The following is a 16,071-nucleotide window of genomic DNA, read 5'->3' on the forward strand; positions in this document are numbered from 1 at the left end:
TTCGCGCGCCCGGCTCGAATCGGAGCACGGCTGATGCCGGCAGTCGAAACAGGGCTGCTGGCGACGGTGGGGTTGGCCAGCAATGTGCTGGGCGCAATCGCCTGCATCGCCGCGGCGCTGTGGATCCTGCGCAAGGGCGACCGTTCGCGGCTCGACCGGCATGCGGCCATCATTGCAGTGGCGCTCACCGGGCTGTGGTCTGGGCTGGCGGCAGCGCTGACGCCTGTTTCGTTGGCAGCCGAGCTGTCCGAAACCGCACGAAACCTCGCACTCATCTACCTGCTGTTCCGACTGTTCGCGAATGACGGGCGTGACGAAAGCCTGCGGCCGATCCGCCCGCTGGTGATAACGCTGTTCCTCGTCGAGCTTTCCCAACTTCCGCTGATGATCCTGTCGATGCGGCTGGCTGTCCCGGCCGAATTTGCAGTCGTGGCATTCCAGATTGCCGCCGTGCTTCATGTCCTTGTGACGATCGGCGCGCTGGTGTTGCTCCACAACCTGTACGCCGGGGCGGCGGCGGCTTCGCAGCGCTTGCTGCGATGGAGTGCGATCGCCCTGGCCGGGATCTGGCTTTACGACCTCAACCTGCATACTGTCGCCTATCTCAGCGGTGAATCGCCCGAGCTTCTTCTGGCGCTTCGCGGAACGTTCATGGGCTTGCTTGCGATCGCACTGGCCATTGGCAGCCATCCTGCCGGGGCCGGTTTGCGCTTCAGCCCGTCGCGCGCGGTTGCCTTTCGAAGCCTCTCGCTCCTGCTGATCGGCGGCTATTTGCTGGTGATGGTGGTGGTGACGCGGTCGCTCGCCTTGCTCGGCGGCGATCTCGGCCGGGTCACGCAAGTCGGCTTCCTTGTCATGGCTAGCGTCGCCGCGATCATCTGGCTGCCATCGGCGCGGGCACGTGGCTGGCTGCGTGTCATGCTCGCCAAACACCTGTTTCATCACCGCTATGATTACCGCGCCGAATGGCTCCGCTTCACCGAGACGATGGGCCGCGGCGGCGCATCTGGCGAAAGCCTGCACGAACGCGCGGTCAAGGCGATGGCAGACATCACGGACAGCCCTGCAGGCATCCTGCTTGCCCCCAACGAGGAAGCGGAACTTGAGCTGGTTGCACGGTGGCAGTGGCCTGACCTGGAAGTGCCGTCCCCTGCCGCGGGTTATCGCTTTGCCGATCTGCTTGAGCGAAGCGAGTTCGTGTTCGACATAGATGCGTTGCGCGCTCGCAGCGGCGCTGCATCGGAAGCTGACGACGTGCCGCAATGGTTGCGCGCCGCGCCAGCTGCCTGGGCGGTGGTGCCGCTGATCCATTTCGAACGGCTTGCGGGCGTCGTGGTGCTGGCGCGCCCGCCGCTCGCCCGCGCGCTCGACTGGGAAGACTTCGACCTGCTTCGCGCCGCCGGGAGGCAGCTGGCCAGCTATCTGGCAGAACAGGCAGGGCAGCAGGCGTTGATGGAAGCGGCACGGTTCGACGAGTTCAACCGGCGCATCGCTTTCGTGATGCATGACATCAAGAACCTCGCCAGCCAACTTACGCTGCTGGCCCGCAATGCCGAAAAGCATGCGGAGAACCCCGATTTCCGAGCCGACATGCTGATCACCCTGCGCAACAGCGCCGACAAGCTTCAGACGTTGTTGGCGCGCCTGGGGCGCTACGGCACCGGCAAGGTCGGCGGCGGTCGTGAAGTCAATCTGGGTGCGGTCGCCAAGCGGCTTGTGCAACGCTTTGGCACTATCCATCCGGTCAAGCTCACGCGCAATGAGCTGTGCGTGGTGCAAGGTGACGCCGAAGCGCTGGAGCAGGCGCTGCAGCACCTCGTACAGAATGCGATCGACGCAAGTTCCCCCAATGCCCCGGTCTATCTCGATATTTCGAGCGACGGGCTCAACGGCCGTATCGAAATCGTCGACAGCGGTTCGGGAATGACGCCCGAATTCGTTCGCAGCGGCCTGTTCAAGCCCTTCGTTTCGTCCAAGGACGGCGGTTTCGGTATCGGCGCCTTCGAGGCGCGCGAACTGGTGCGTGCGATGGGTGGGCGCCTGAACGTCGAAAGCCGCGAGGGGCTCGGCACAAGATTTATCGTGAGCCTGCCGCTGGCAGCGGCGGCGGACCTGCTGGGTCAGGACAGTCAATTCAAGAGTGAGGTGGCGTGATGGCCGACAGGAAACCCGCATTGCTGGTCGTGGAAGATGACGAGGGACTGCAGGCGCAGCTCAAGTGGGCCTATGACGATTTCGAAGTCATCCAGGCGACGGATCGCGAAAGTGCAATAGCCGCGCTGCGCCAGGTCGAACCTGCGGTGGTGACGCTCGATCTCGGACTTCCGCCCGATCCGGACGGCACTAGCGAAGGCTTCGCAGTGCTCGACGCAATCATGGAGCTGAAGCCCGACACCAAGGTGATAGTCGCATCGGGCCATGGCGCGCGCGAAAGCGCGCTCAATGCGATCGAACGCGGCGCTTATGATTTCTACCAGAAGCCGGTCGATATCGAGGCGCTGGGCCTGATCGTGCGCCGCGCTTTCAACCTGCAACAGATCGAGCAGGAGAATCGCAGGCTGAAGGATCGTTCGGGCGATGACAATCGCGTGCTGGGCGGGTTGATCACTGCGGCACCGGAAATGGTCAAGGTGGCGCGGACGATTGAGCGTGTCGCGAAGACCAATGTTTCGGTGATGCTGCTTGGCGCCAGCGGCACCGGCAAGGAACTGCTGGCCAAAGGGCTGCATGAAGCGAGCGACCGCGCGCGCGGCCCTTTCATCGCGATCAATTGCGCGGCGATCCCGGAAAACCTGCTCGAAAGCGAGCTCTTCGGCCACGAGAAGGGCGCCTTCACAGGTGCGGTCAAGACCACCGAAGGCAAGATCGAGAATGCTGCGGGCGGCACGCTGTTCCTCGACGAAGTGGGTGACATCCCGCTGTCGCTACAGGTCAAGCTGCTGCGCTTCCTGCAGGAACGCACCATCGAACGGCTCGGCGGTCGCAAGGTGATCGAGGTGGACACCCGCATCGTATGCGCCACGCACCAGGATCTCGAAGCCATGTGCGCACAGGGCACTTTCCGTGAGGACCTGTTCTATCGCCTGGCTGAAATCGTGGTGAAAGTCCCGACGCTTGCCGAAAGGCATGGCGATGCGACGCTGCTGGCCAAGGCCTTCCTCAAGCGCTTCGCCAATGAGATGAACCCGCAGGTCACCGGTTTCGCGCCCGACGCTCTGGCCGCAATCGACGAGTGGCATTGGCCGGGCAATGTGCGCGAGCTCGAAAACCGCGTGAAGCGTGCCGTGATCATGGCCGATGGCAAACTGGTCGGCGCGGGCGATCTCGACCTGCAGGAAAGCGGGGAGGATCGCGACGATGTGCTCAATCTCAAGAGTGCGCGCGAGGATGCCGACCGGCGTGTGATCCGTCACGCGCTGGCGCGCAGCGAAGGCAATATCTCGAGCACCGCCAAAATGCTGGGGATCAGCCGCCCGACGCTTTACGACCTGCTCAAGCAATACGGGCTGCAGGCCTGACGGGGGAAGGCGAAACCGTCTCCACTCGACAAGCCCGCACCATGCGGGCAGTTGTCCGGGATGCGTTGGCGCCTCTCGCTTTTTGCTGATCCGATGATCGCCATCCTGCTGGTGGCGACCTTGCTGGCGCTCGCGCTGCCGGCCGAAGGTGAGTTGCGCGAAACAGCCCGGCTGGTCTCGAGCATCGGCATCTTCCTGCTTTTCCTCGTCAACGGGATGCGTGTCCCTCGCGGCGAGATAGCCCTGGGGCTGCGGAACTGGCGCTATTTCGGCCCGCTGATGCTGTGGGTGTTCGGCGTGATGGCACTGGGCGGGATGGGCTTCGCGGCACTGGCGGCGCCGCTCCTGCCGCCGCTGGTGGCGCTGGGCTTCCTGTTTCTCGGCACTCTGCCATCGACCATCCAGTCGGCGACTTCCTACACAACACTGGCGGGAGGCAATATCGCGCTTGCCGTGGTGGGTGCGGCGCTGATCAACATTGCCGGTGTGTTCGTCACTGCGCCGCTGTTCGCGCTTATGGCCGGCAGCGCGACAGTGGATGTGGGCTATGAAGCGATCATCCGGATCGGGATGATCCTCGTCCTGCCATTCATGATTGGCCAGGCGCTGCAGGATTGGACCGGAGAATGGGTGCGCGAACGCAAGGCGCGGATAGTGTGGCTCGACCGGACCGTAATCGGGATCGCGGTCTATGTCGCGATGTCTGGTGCAGTGGAGCAGGGCTTGCTCCATATGTTCGGCGGGGCAATCTGGGCATGGCTGCTCGCGCTTACAGTCGCGTTCCTGCTGCTCGCGCATCTGGCGGCATGGTGGGCCGGAGGACTGCTCGGATTTCCTCGCGCCAACCGAAAAGCCTTCATGTACGCCGGTGCGCAGAAAAGCGTGGCCATCGGGGCGCCGCTTGCTGCGATCCTCTTCAAGCCCGAGGTCGCCGGCTTCGTGATCGCGCCGCTATTGCTCTATCACCTGCTGCAGCTGTTGATGGCGGCCCCGCTGGCTAGCCGTCTTGCGCGGCATTAAGGTCGATCATCTCGCTACCTTCGCGGCGGTTATGCCGCACCGACCACCAGAACGACAGGCCGATCAGAGTCGCCCCGATCAGGCCGGTGATCGTCTCTGGAATGTGGAACTTGGCCGATAGCAGCATGATCGCGCCAAGCACGATGATCGCCCAGAATGCGCCGTGTTCGAGATAGCGGTACTGCGCCAGCGTGCCGGTCTGCACCAAATGGATTGTGATCGAACGCACGAAGATCGCGCCCACAGACAAGCCCAGCGCAATGATGATCATGTTGTTCGAGAGTGCGAAGGCGCCGATCACGCCGTCGAAGCTGAAGCTTGCGTCGAGCACTTCGAGGTAGAGGAACCCGCCAAGGCCTGACTTCACGATAACCCCGGCGGCACGCTTTTTCGCCTCGTGCTGCTCCAGCAGGGCAGCGATGGCGTTCACACCGATATAGGTCAGCAGTCCCAGGATACCCGCCGTCAGGAAGGTATTCGCATCTTCAGGGTCGAGCATGGTCGACACGCCATAGATCAACGCCAGTACGAGGCCGATTTCGACAGCTGGAACGGTCGAGAAGCGATTGATATTGCGCTCCAGCACCGCGATCCAGTGAATCTCTTTGTCTTCCTCGAAGAAGAAGGCGAGCCCTACCATCGCAAGGAACGCGCCACCGAACCCGGCAATCCCGATATGCGCTGCGGATACGATCCGTTGGTATTCCTCGGGATTGTTGAGCGACAGGTTGATCGCATCGATCGGTCCGAGCTTTGCTGCAATGGCAACGATGGCGATCGGAAACACGATACGCATGCCGAACACTGCAATAAGGATACCCCAGGTGAGGAAGCGGCGCTGCCACACCGGGTCCATGTTCCGCAGAACCGTGGCATTGACCACCGCATTGTCGAAGCTGAGCGAGACCTCGAGGATCGACAGGACGAAAACGATCCAAAGGATGCCCAGCGTGGCAGTGATGTTCTCAGTGCTGGCCCAGCCGTACCACACCGCAAGTGCAAGGCAGACGGAGGAGAAGGCTAAAGAGAAGCCGTAGTATCGGATCAATGTTTGCATGGTCGCGTCAGGCCTTGGGCTGGTAGGTCTGGTCTTCGGTCGGGAAACTGCGATTGCGCACTTCCTCCGCATATTGCGCGACCGTCTTCTCGATGATGCCGGCAATGTCCTCGTAGCGTTTTACGAAGCGCGGCACGCGGTCGAACATGCCCAGCATGTCTTCGGTTACCAGCACTTGCCCGTCGCACTGGGCCGATGCTCCAATACCGATGGTGGGGCAGGAAACTGCCTTGGTGGCCTCGATCGCAATTGGTTCAACCACCCCTTCGATCACGATCGCAAAGGCACCAGCCTCGTTGAGCGCCTTGGCGTCATTGACGATCTTTTCTGCTTCCGCATCGCTGCGTCCGCGCGCGCCATATCCGCCCAGAACATTGACCGCCTGCGGGGTCAGCCCGACATGGCCCATCACCGGGATGCCGCGCTGGTTCAGGAACGCGACCGTTTCTGCCATTGCCGCGCCGCCTTCCAGCTTCACTGCCGCCGCGCCGCTCGCCTTGAGCAGGTAGGCCGCGCTTTCGAAAGCCTTTTCCTTCGACGCTTCGTAGGAGCCAAAGGGCATGTCGACCACCACCACCGAGTGATAGGAGCCCCGAACGACTGCCGCCGCGTGATTTGCCATCATCTCGAGCGTGACGGGCACGGTTGAATCGAGCCCGTAGATTACTTGCCCGAGCGAGTCCCCCACCAGCAGGATATCGCAATGCGTATCGAGTAACTGCGCCTGGCGCGCGGTGTAAGCGGTGAGCATCACGATGGGCTGCTCGATCACGCCACCCTTCTTACGCTGCCTGATTGCGGGAACGGTTAGCCGCCGCATTGGTTGCGGTGTGGGGTGGGAACGGCTGGTTGCCGTGTCGAGCTGGAAAGTCGTGGACATGGCGCGCTTTTAGCCCAGCCGGGGATTTGCGCAAATGCCCGCTCGACTGGACTGGCAAATCGGGGCAGTAACCGCCCTCCGCAGGTCGCCCACGGCAATGATATAAGGGAATACAGATGGTTGCAGTACCCGATAAAGATTCCGGAACCACCGCAACGAAGCGAGAAGGCTGGTCATCGCGGACCGCCTTTGCTTTGGCTGCGATCGGGGCCGCGGTCGGGCTGGGCAATCTCTGGCGCTTTCCGGCGGAAGCGGGCGAGAATGGCGGCGGCGCTTTCGTGCTCTTTTATATCCTCTGTGTGCTGCTGATCGGCTTGCCCGTGTTGCTGTCTGAAACTCTGATCGGGCGGCATGGCCAAGCCTCTGCGCCTGAGAGCGTGCGCCGCGTGGCAATCGAGAGCGGTGCATCGAAGCATTGGGACATCTTCGCCTCGATCGGCGTGTTCGCTGCGTTCCTGATCCTGAGTTTCTACTGCGTGGTCGGCGGCTGGGTGCTCTATTACATTGGCGTTTTCATCAACGACCTGTTCCATACCGGCGTTGTGGGCGGTGCGTTCCAGGGTCGTCCGGCCGAGGACATCGAAAGCCTATTGCCCGGCCTGTTCGGTGACGGCCAGTTGATGGTCGGGCTCCAACTGCTGTTCCTATGCATCACTGCGTATTTCGTGGCGCGCGGCGTATCGAAGGGTATCGAATGGGTGGCGACCTGGATGATGCCCGCATTCTTCGTCCTGCTCATCCTGATTACCGTCTATGGTTTCGCGACCGGCGCTGCGAGCGAGACCATCGCCTATCTCTTCACCTTCGATTTTTCGAAGCTGACCCCGCAAGTGATGCTTGCAGCTGTCGGACAGGCGTTCTTTTCGCTGTCGCTGGGCGTCGCGGGGATGATCACTTACGGCGCCTACGCCGGGCGCGACGTCAATCTGGGCAAGACGACGGGTATCATCGCGAGCGCCGATACCGCCGTCGCGCTGATTGCCGGGCTGTGCATCTTCCCGATCGTGTTTGCCGCCGGCCTTTCCGTCTCTGCAGGGCCTGGCCTGATGTTCCAGTCCTTGCCGGTGGCTTTCCAGAACATGCCGGTCGGATCGCTAGTGGGTGTCGCTTTCTTTGTGATGGTTGCCTTCGCGGCGCTGACGAGTTCAGTGTCGCTGCTTGAGGTTCCGACGTCATGGATGATGGAACGGTTCAGCATTTCGCGCGTCGCAAGCGTCCTGATCGTCGGGACAGGGGCAGCGGTGCTGGGGGCGTTGGCGGCACTGTCCTTCAACGACATGGCCGATTTCCGTCCGCTTGCGCTCATTCCGCTGTTCGCCGAGGCAAATTTCTTCGACGCGCTCGATGGTGTGACGTCAAAGCTGTTCATGCCGATCGGTGCACTGCTTACCTGCATCTTCGTGGGCTGGGTGGCCGATCCGGAGTTGATCGACAAGGAAAACGGTCTTGAAGGCTCGCTACACAAGCTCTGGCGCTTCCTTGTGCGCTATCTCTGCCCGGCGGCGCTGATCGGGATCATGGTGAGCGGCCTTTCGGCCTAGGAATTCGTTTTCCTTGCCGGAGAATGAAGGGTAACTGTGTACCCATCGGGGAGGGTAGGGATCTCCTCCCGTGATTGGGGAGTACTCTATGCTATTGGACCGGGTTAAGCCGCTCGACGCAATTCTTGCGACGGCGAAGAAGAAGTCGTTGCACCGTACGCTGGGCTGGTTGCAGCTCACCTTGCTGGGGATCGGTTGCGTTATCGGCACGGGGATTTTCGTGCTGACCGCCGTCGGCGCGCAAAAGGCCGGGCCGGGACTGATGGTCGCTTTTGCCATTGCCGGCCTTGTCTGCATCGTCGCCGCGCTCTGCTATGCTGAGATCGCAGCGATGATCCCGGTGGCCGGTAGCGCCTACACTTACAGCTACGCGACCATTGGCGAATTCTTCGCCTGGACCGTCGGTTGGGCGCTGATCATGGAATATGCGATTGCCGCCAGCGCCGTTTCGGTCGGCTGGTCCGGCTATTTTACCGGTACGATCCTCAACGAGTTCCTGGGCATACATTTGCCGACCTGGCTCAGCGCCGGTCCGTTGGCACTGGGCGGAGCGGAAGGCGGGCTGATCAACCTGCCTGCTCTGATGATCGCACTGCTCGTCACCGGTCTGCTGGTGATCGGCACCAGCGAAAGCGCCAAGGTCAATGCCATCCTCGTGGCGATCAAGGTGACTGCGCTGACGGCCTTCATCGCGCTCACGCTCAGCAGCACCGAATTCAGCGCGGAGAAGTTCAATCCCTTCCTGCCGGCAGGCCTTTTCGGCGGTTGGGGCACGGGCGTCGGCGCGGTCGGCGCAGCTGCGACCATGTTCTTCGCCTATGTCGGGTTCGACGCGGTTTCGACCGCGGCAGAAGAAACCAAGGACCCGCAGCGCAACGTACCAATCGGTCTGGTCGGTTCGCTGCTGTTCTGCACCGTGTTCTATATCCTCGTGGCTGCTGGTGCCATTGGCACGCTAGGCGGACAGCCGATCATGGATGCCGCCGGATTCCCGCTGGAGGCTGGATCGGCAGAACTGGCGCGGCAATGCGCCATGCCCGAACACGCCGAGGCGCTGGTCTGCTCGAATGAGGCGCTGGCGCATGTGCTGCGCGCGATCGGTTTCTCCGGCATCGGCAACATGCTGGGCATCGCGGCTTTCCTTGCACTGCCTTCGGTCATTCTCGTGCTGATCTTCGGCCAGACGCGCATCTTCTTCGTGATGAGCCGTGACGGGCTGCTGCCCGAGAAGCTGAGCACCGTGCATCCCAGATTCAAAACCCCGCATGTCGTGACGATCATGACCGGCCTCGCAGTGGCGGTTGCCGCAGCCTTTTTCCCGGTCGGCCAGCTGGCAGACATTTCCAATGCCGGTACGCTCTACGCCTTCCTGATGGTGGCGGTGGCCGTGATGGTGTTGCGGGTGAAGGACCCGACACGCCAGCGGCATTTCAAGGTGCCGGCAATCTGGCTGGTTGCGCCGCTCACGATCATCGGCTGCGTCCTGCTGTTCTTCAACCTTCCAAGCGCTGCGATGTTGTTCCTCCCGGCGTGGGGTGCGCTCGGACTGCTGGTCTATTTCTTCTATTCCCGCAGCCGCAGCCACCTTGGGCGCGGGATCGTCGAAGTGGTCGATGACGTGGCGGGTGAGGAACTGATGGTTCCGATCCACCCGCCGCATGAGTGATCTGCGTCTGGGATGATTTGCGAAGGGGTCGCCTGCGGGCGGCCCCTTTTCTTTTGTGCGCGATTGCGAATCGGGACTGGATGGAACATAATAAGAACAAATGAGTCGTTCCTATATGTTCCATCCTGCCGTCCATTCCCCGAAAACGCCGCCGCTCGCTGTCACTGGCGAGGGTGCCGCTGCGCTGCTGCGTACCCGCCTGCCGCACTGGCGGCCGGGCTTGGCCGCGCCCGCGCACAGCGAGGTTTTTGCAAGCGGCGATCAAGCGAGCGGGGCGGGGCTGGCGCTCGCTCTGGCGCGCGATGCGCTGAAAGCGGCCGGGCGATCCGGCCCGGCGCAAGAGGACCGGCGCCAGCTGCTGTGGGTGCAGGATCGTGCAGCGGTGAGATTGACCGGGCGCCCTTATCGCCATGGCCTGCCGCCAGAATTGCGCCACCGGTTGATCCACGTCGAAGCCCGGACTCCGGAGGACGCGTTGTTCGCATTGGAAGAGGGGCTGCGCTGCCGCGACCTGGCGTTCGTGCTGGGTGAAATCGCTGGCAATCCGCGCGCGCTGGATTTCACCGCTTCGCGCCGGCTCAGCCTCGCAGCGGAGAAGCATGGTGTGCCGTTGTGGCTGGTGCGGCTAGAAGCGCAGCCCGAGCTTTCCTCTGCCCGGATGCGCTGGAAAGTGGCGGCTGCACCTTCGGCTCCTACACGCTGGAACACGACTGCGCCGGGCCACCCTGCCTGGCATGCTGAACTGTTCCGCGCACGGTCGTATCCACCCGGGGAATGGAGCTTGAGCGATGACGGCAACAGCCTCGCCGCCGCTCGACCGCACAGCAGCCCTGAAAGGGCCGCCGCGCCGGATCATGTCGATCTGGTTCGCGCAGTTTGCGGTCGATCGCTGGCGGCTCTCTAACGGCTTCAGGCGCGGTGAAGGCGCGGATGCCGCGCCGACTGTGCTGATTGCCGAAACGGCGCATGGCCCGCGCATCGCCGCAGCCAATGACGCAGGGCGAGCTGCCGGCGCGCGGGCGGGCATGATGCTGGCCGATGCACGTACCCTGTGCCCCGCGATCACTGTCGCGCCATCGGATCCGGCAGGCGACCTCGCCTTGCTGGAGAAGCTGGCGCTGTGGGCGCAACGCTGGGGTCCATGGAGCGCGCTCGACCCTCCCGACGGGCTGGTCGTCGATGTCACGGCTGTGGCGCATTTGTTCGGGGGTGAGCGGCGCCTGATCGCCGATGCACGCGCTGCAATTGCCGCACGCGACCTCAGTGCCCGCCTGGCGATCGCGCCCACTGCCGGTGCGGCCTGGGCGCTCGCGCATTACGGGCCGGATGGCGCGATCCTGGGCCCGGGCAACGATGCCGCGATGCGCCTTGCCGAATTGCCAGTGGCGGCGTTGCGGCTCGATCCCGATGTACTCACCGTGCTACGCAGGCTGGGGCTCAAGCGGCTTGGCGAACTTGGCGGAGTGGGGCGGGACGCGCTGCAGCGCCGCTTCCGCAACCGCAAGTCACCCTCGGCCAATCCGCTGGTGCGGATGGACCAGCTGCTTGGCCGCGTGCCCGAACCGCTGCTGCCGGTGGTGCCGCAGGACATTCCGCTGGTCGAGCGGCGCCTGCTCGAACCGATCCGCCACCGCGAGCTGCTGGACCAGGTGCTGCGCGACCTTGCCGCCGATATGGCGCGCGAGCTTGAAGGGCGGGGCGAGGGCGCGCGGCGGCTCGAGCTGGGGCTGTGGCGGGTCGATGGCGAAGTCATAACCCGTGCGCTTGAGCTTTCCGCATCCACTCGCGATCCAGCGCACATCTGCCGCCTGTTCGGCGCCAAGCTCGATGGTGTGGATGCCGGTTTCGGGATCGAACTGCTGCGCTTGCGGGCCAGCTGGGCCGAGCCGCTTGCACTCGGCCAGCGCGATATCGAAAGTGCGGCGGAATCGCATGGCACATCGCTCAATGCCTGTATCGACCGGCTTACCGTCCGCCTTGGGCCGCAGGCGGTGCGCCGTCCTGTCCCGCATGCCAGCCACTTGCCTGAGCGGGCGCAACGCTGGCAGCCCCCGTTGGAGCCCGAACCTGCGAGCCAGGGCGAGCTGGCGTTTCACCAGCGCCCGCTCAAGCTGCTCGATCGGCCCGAGGCGATCGCGGTGCTCTATGCCACGCCCGATGGCTATCCGCGTTCGTTTCGCTGGCGCGGCGCGGTGCGCGAAGTGGTGAAGGTGGAAGGGCCCGAGCGGATCGCGCCCGAATGGTGGCGCGAACGCTCCAGCGCGCGGCTGCGCGATTACTATCGTATCGAGGACGAGAAGGGGCGGCGATACTGGATCTATCGCCACGGCCTGGCTGGTGACGGGCGCGGCGATTTGCCGCTCTGGTATCTGCACGGGCTTTACGGTTAACGCTCAAGTTACGATAAAATAACGGAAATTGGTGATAGACATTTCTTTACGGTTTTTCGGCATATAGAACCGATGGAAGAAACTGGTTCGACACGCTCTTCAGATCGCAAGCGGCTCGACCTGCTGGTGCAGGGCCGGATGCGTTCGCGCACGCTCTACGTCGAAGTGATCGACGTGTCTGAGGGCGGCTGCAAGATCAAGGGGCGCCATGGCTTCGCCGAAGAAGGCGAGAAGGTCAGCCTGCGGATCGACGGCGTTCGTACGCCGCTGGGCAAGATCGTGTGGGTCGATGGCGAGTGTGCGGGGATCGCCTTCGAGGGCAAGATGCACCCGGCGATCGTCGATCATCTCTATCACGAGCGGCTCAAGCGCAAGCCGGCATCGGGCAAGAGCAAGGCAGCCTGATCCTTCACTGTGGTGCTTCAACCGGGCATGTTCCGGTTGAAAGTCTATATAAGAACATATAGTGAACAATACTCGGCTGAATTCAGCCGCTGACCTTGTGAACCATGCCCAATGCACCGCTGACACCTGCCAAACGCCGGATTGAGCTCGACCCCGATGCGGTCGAGCCGCCACCGCGTGCCTGCTTTGTCGAGTTGGGGCTGGTGAGCTGTTTCAGCTTCCTGCGCGGGGCATCCGATGCGGTCGACCTGGTGAGCAGGGCTCGCGCGCTCGGCTACGATGCGATCGGGATTGCCGATGCCAATTCGATGGCTGGCGTGGTGCGCATCCATACCGAAGCGAAGGCGCTCAAGCTGCGGCCGGTGATCGGCACTAGGATCGAGACGATCGAAGGGCTCATCTTCCTTGCCTATCCCGTCGATCGTGCGGCCTATGGGCGGCTATGCCGGCTGATCAGCGCCGGGCGAATGGCGACGATCGACGGCGAATGGCAGGAGAAGGGCGCTTGCGACATCTCGCTACCGATGCTCGCTGAACATGCAGAGGGCGTGCAACTGGTCCTGTTGCCGCCCGATGATTTGCAGGAGCGTTTCACCATTCCCGCCTGGGCCGGCAATGTCGTGATGCTTGACGGTCGTGAGCTGTCGGAAACGGTCTCTGGCAGCTTTGCCGAATTGCTTCCGCACCTGACGGCGGGTTTGCCGACATTGCGCTTCCTTGCGGCCAGCTATCTCTATCGCGGGGATGATGTGGCGCGGATCACCCGGCTCGACGCCTTGGCGCGGGTCAATGGCCTTTGCCTGCTGGCAACCAATGACGTGCATTATCATGCGCCCGAACGCCGCCCGTTGCAGGATGTGATGACCGCGATCAGGCACAAGACCACGGTCGCCAGAGCCGGGCACCTGCTCGCCGCCAATGCCGAGCGGCATCTGAAGTCGCCGGAAGAAATGCAACGCCTGTTCGCGCGCTGGCCGCATGCGATTGCGGCCGCGCGCGAAGTGGCCGATGCCTGCCAGTTCAGCCTCGACGAACTGCGTTACGAATATCCCGAGGAAATCCATCCCGATGGGATGACGCCGCAGCAATATCTCGAAGCCGAGACATGGAAGGGTGCAGACCGGCGCTATCCGGAAGGCGTGCCTGACAGCGTGCGCGGCACGCTGAAGCGCGAACTGGCGCTGATCGGCAAGCTCGATCTCGCGCGCTATTTCCTCACCATCAAGGATATCGTCGATTACGCGCGTGGGGTCGATCCGCCGATCCTGTGCCAGGGGCGCGGTTCGGCCGCCAATTCGGCAGTGTGCTATTGCCTCGAGATCACCAGCGTCGACCCGGCACGGCACCAGCTGCTGTTCGATCGCTTCATCTCCGAGGAACGCAAGGAGCCGCCCGATATCGATGTCGATTTCGAGCATGAGCGGCGCGAGGAGGTGATCCAGTACATCTATCGCAAATATGGCCGCCATCGTGCGGGCCTCACCGCCACGGTGATCCATTACCGCCCGCGCATGGCGATCCGCGAAGTGGGCAAGGCGATGGGGCTCAGCGAAGACGTCACCAGTGCGCTCGCACGCACCGTATGGGGCAGTTATGGGCGCGAGATTGGCGAGAAGCACGTTGCCGAAACGGGCATGGACATCACCGACCCGCACCTGAGGCGCGTGATCAGATTGGCCGAACAGATGATCGGCATGCCGCGTCATTTGAGCCAGCATGTCGGCGGCTTCATCCTCACCGAGAGCGCGCTCACCGAAACGGTGCCGATCGGCAATGGCGCCATGCCCGATCGCAGCTTCATCGAATGGGACAAGGATGACATCGAAGCGCTCGGCATCCTCAAGGTCGATGTGCTGGCGCTGGGCATGCTCACCTGCATCAAGAAATGCTTCGACCTGCTGGATGCGCATCATGGCCGCGCACTGACGCTGGCAAGCGTGCCGCGAGAGGATCCGGAGACCTACACCATGCTGCGCCGGGGGGATTCGCTCGGCGTGTTCCAGGTCGAGAGCCGGGCGCAGATGAACATGCTGCCACGCTTGCGCCCGCGCGAGTTCTACGATCTCGTCATCCAGGTGGCGATCGTGCGGCCCGGCCCGATCCAGGGCGACATGGTGCATCCCTATCTCAAGCGGAGGCGGGGGGCGGAGCCGGTGCAAATCCCCGCGCCTGCACCCGAATATGGCCCGCCTGACGAGCTTTCCAGCATCCTCGCGCGCACGCTGGGCGTGCCGATCTTCCAGGAGCAGGCGATGAAGATCGCGCTCGACGCGGCCAAGTTCTCTTCTGCCGAGGCCAACCGGCTGAGGAAAGCGATGGCGACCTTCCGCAGCCGCGGCATGGTGCACGAACTGGAAGACATGATGGTGGGGCGCATGGTCGCGCGCGGATACGATCCCGATTTCGCGGTGCGCTGCTTCAACCAGATCAAGGGTTTCGGCGAATACGGCTTTCCTGAAAGCCATGCGGCAAGCTTCGCGCACCTCGTTTATGTTTCTAGCTGGCTCAAATGCCATTTCCCGGCGGCCTTCGCCTGCGCGCTGCTCAATTCGCAGCCGATGGGGTTTTACGCTCCGGCGCAGATCGTGCGCGATGCGCGCGAGCATGGGGTCGAGATACTGCCGGCGGATGTGAACCATTCCATGTGGGACAATACGCTGGAGGAAGTCGGCGCGGCGGGCGAGGCGCGGGAAGGGCGGTTCGACCGGCACATTGCCATGCGGCTCGGCCTGCGCCAGGTAGATGGCCTGCCCGAACATGTTGCGGCGCGGATCGAGGCGGCGCGCGCGGAAGCTGGCGCGTTCGGCGACGTGACCGAGCTGCGCGAGCGGGCAGGGCTCTCGCCCGCGCATATCGAACGGCTTGCCAGCGCGGATTGCTTCGCGTCGCTGGGGCTGTCGCGGCGGCAGGCGCTGTGGGATGCGCGCAGCCTGATCGCTGCGCCCGACCTGCCGTTGTTCCGGGCTGCCGCCGAGCGCGACGAAGGCGCGGAGCATGCGCGAACGCTGCTGCCGCCGATGCCGCTTAGCGAGGAAGTGGTGAATGACTACCAGACGACGCGGTTGAGCCTGAAGGCGCATCCGATGGCTTTCCTGCGGGCTTCGCTGGCCGAGCGCGGCTTTGTGCGTGCCTGCGACCTGAGGGAACGCAATTTTCGCAGCATGGTGCAGGTCGCCGGGCTGGTGCTGATCCGCCAGCGGCCCGGCAGCGCCAAGGGCGTGTGCTTCATCACGCTGGAAGATGAGACCGGGGTGACGAACCTCGTGATCTGGCCTGACCTGATGGAGAAACAGCGTCGCGTGATCATGGGCGCGCGGCTGATGGAGGTGCGCGGCCGGGTCGAATATGACGACGAGGTCATCCATGTGATCGCACAGCACCTGACCGATGCGACTGATGCGCTTTACGGCCTGGCGGATGATCTACTCACTTCGCCGGTTGCGCGTGCCGACCATGTCAGCAGCCCGCTGACGGGACGCAATCCGCCAGTCATCCGTCCCCGGGATTTGCATTGCGAGCGAGCGCCGCCCAACCGCGGGCACCCGCGCAATTTGCGCATCCTCCCCAAATCGCGCGATTTTCACTGACTGGAAA

The 16,071-nt window shown here is 63.3% G+C and carries 11 protein-coding genes; 9 read left to right on the top strand and 2 right to left on the bottom strand.

Going from position 1 to position 16,071, the window contains the following annotated elements; genetic code table 11:
* Nucleotides 1–33 precede the first annotated feature (33 nt).
* From prsK to ACUJ47_RS02675, 3 genes are read left to right on the top strand one after another with little or no spacing between them, the layout of a single operon-like run.
* Nucleotides 34–2,154 carry an XrtA/PEP-CTERM system histidine kinase PrsK gene (prsK, locus tag ACUJ47_RS02665; protein WP_445536914.1) on the top strand — a complete coding sequence of 707 codons (2,121 nt, stop codon included), beginning with the start codon at nt 34–36 and terminating at the stop codon, nt 2,152–2,154.
* The gene (gene prsR / locus ACUJ47_RS02670; protein WP_445536915.1) at nt 2,154–3,518 is read left to right on the top strand and encodes a PEP-CTERM-box response regulator transcription factor; all 1,365 of its coding nucleotides are present in this window, start codon (nt 2,154–2,156) and stop codon (nt 3,516–3,518) included. The genes prsK and prsR overlap by 1 nt, the downstream gene beginning before the upstream one ends.
* Nucleotides 3,519–3,578: 60 nt before the next feature.
* On the top strand, nt 3,579–4,538 hold the full coding sequence (locus ACUJ47_RS02675) for a bile acid:sodium symporter (protein ID WP_445536916.1): 960 nt from the start codon (nt 3,579–3,581) through the stop codon (nt 4,536–4,538).
* Here the strand turns inward: ACUJ47_RS02675 and ACUJ47_RS02680 are convergent.
* Both ACUJ47_RS02680 and panB read right to left on the bottom strand, forming a co-directional pair.
* Nucleotides 4,516–5,595: a DUF475 domain-containing protein gene (locus tag ACUJ47_RS02680; RefSeq protein WP_445536917.1), complete on the bottom strand. Its 1,080-nt coding sequence runs from the start codon at nt 5,593–5,595 to the stop codon at nt 4,516–4,518. The genes ACUJ47_RS02675 and ACUJ47_RS02680 overlap by 23 nt on opposite strands.
* A gap of 7 nt (nt 5,596–5,602) precedes the next feature.
* On the bottom strand, nt 5,603–6,475 hold the full coding sequence (panB, locus tag ACUJ47_RS02685; protein WP_445536918.1) for a 3-methyl-2-oxobutanoate hydroxymethyltransferase: 873 nt from the start codon (nt 6,473–6,475) through the stop codon (nt 5,603–5,605).
* A 116-nt stretch (nt 6,476–6,591) separates the two neighbouring features.
* Between panB and ACUJ47_RS02690 the strand changes: the two genes are divergently transcribed.
* The 6 genes from ACUJ47_RS02690 (at nt 6,592) to ACUJ47_RS02715 (ending at nt 16,064) form a co-directional block, all read left to right on the top strand.
* Nucleotides 6,592–8,016 (top strand): sodium-dependent transporter, encoded by a 1,425-nt coding sequence (locus ACUJ47_RS02690; protein ID WP_445536919.1) that lies wholly within the window; start codon nt 6,592–6,594, stop codon nt 8,014–8,016.
* Nucleotides 8,017–8,104: 88 nt separating this feature from the next.
* A complete protein-coding gene (locus ACUJ47_RS02695) occupies nt 8,105–9,682 on the top strand; it encodes an amino acid permease (RefSeq protein WP_445536920.1) in 1,578 nt (525 codons plus the stop codon).
* Between the two features lie 100 nt (nt 9,683–9,782).
* Nucleotides 9,783–10,586, top strand: coding sequence for an ImuA family protein (locus ACUJ47_RS02700; RefSeq protein WP_445536921.1), 804 nt, complete (start codon nt 9,783–9,785; stop codon nt 10,584–10,586).
* Nucleotides 10,471–12,072, top strand: a complete 1,602-nt coding sequence (locus ACUJ47_RS02705) for a Y-family DNA polymerase (protein WP_445536922.1) — start codon at nt 10,471–10,473, stop codon at nt 12,070–12,072. Before ACUJ47_RS02700 ends, ACUJ47_RS02705 begins: the two co-directional genes overlap by 116 nt.
* A 72-nt stretch (nt 12,073–12,144) precedes the next feature.
* Complete coding sequence (locus ACUJ47_RS02710) at nt 12,145–12,477, top strand: PilZ domain-containing protein (protein ID WP_445536923.1); 333 nt, start codon at nt 12,145–12,147, stop codon at nt 12,475–12,477.
* A 104-nt stretch (nt 12,478–12,581) separates the two neighbouring features.
* On the top strand, nt 12,582–16,064 hold the full coding sequence (locus tag ACUJ47_RS02715) for an error-prone DNA polymerase (RefSeq protein ID WP_445536924.1): 3,483 nt from the start codon (nt 12,582–12,584) through the stop codon (nt 16,062–16,064).
* Nucleotides 16,065–16,071 lie beyond the last annotated feature (7 nt).

It is taken from the genome of Altererythrobacter sp. Z27 (genome assembly GCF_052683155.1).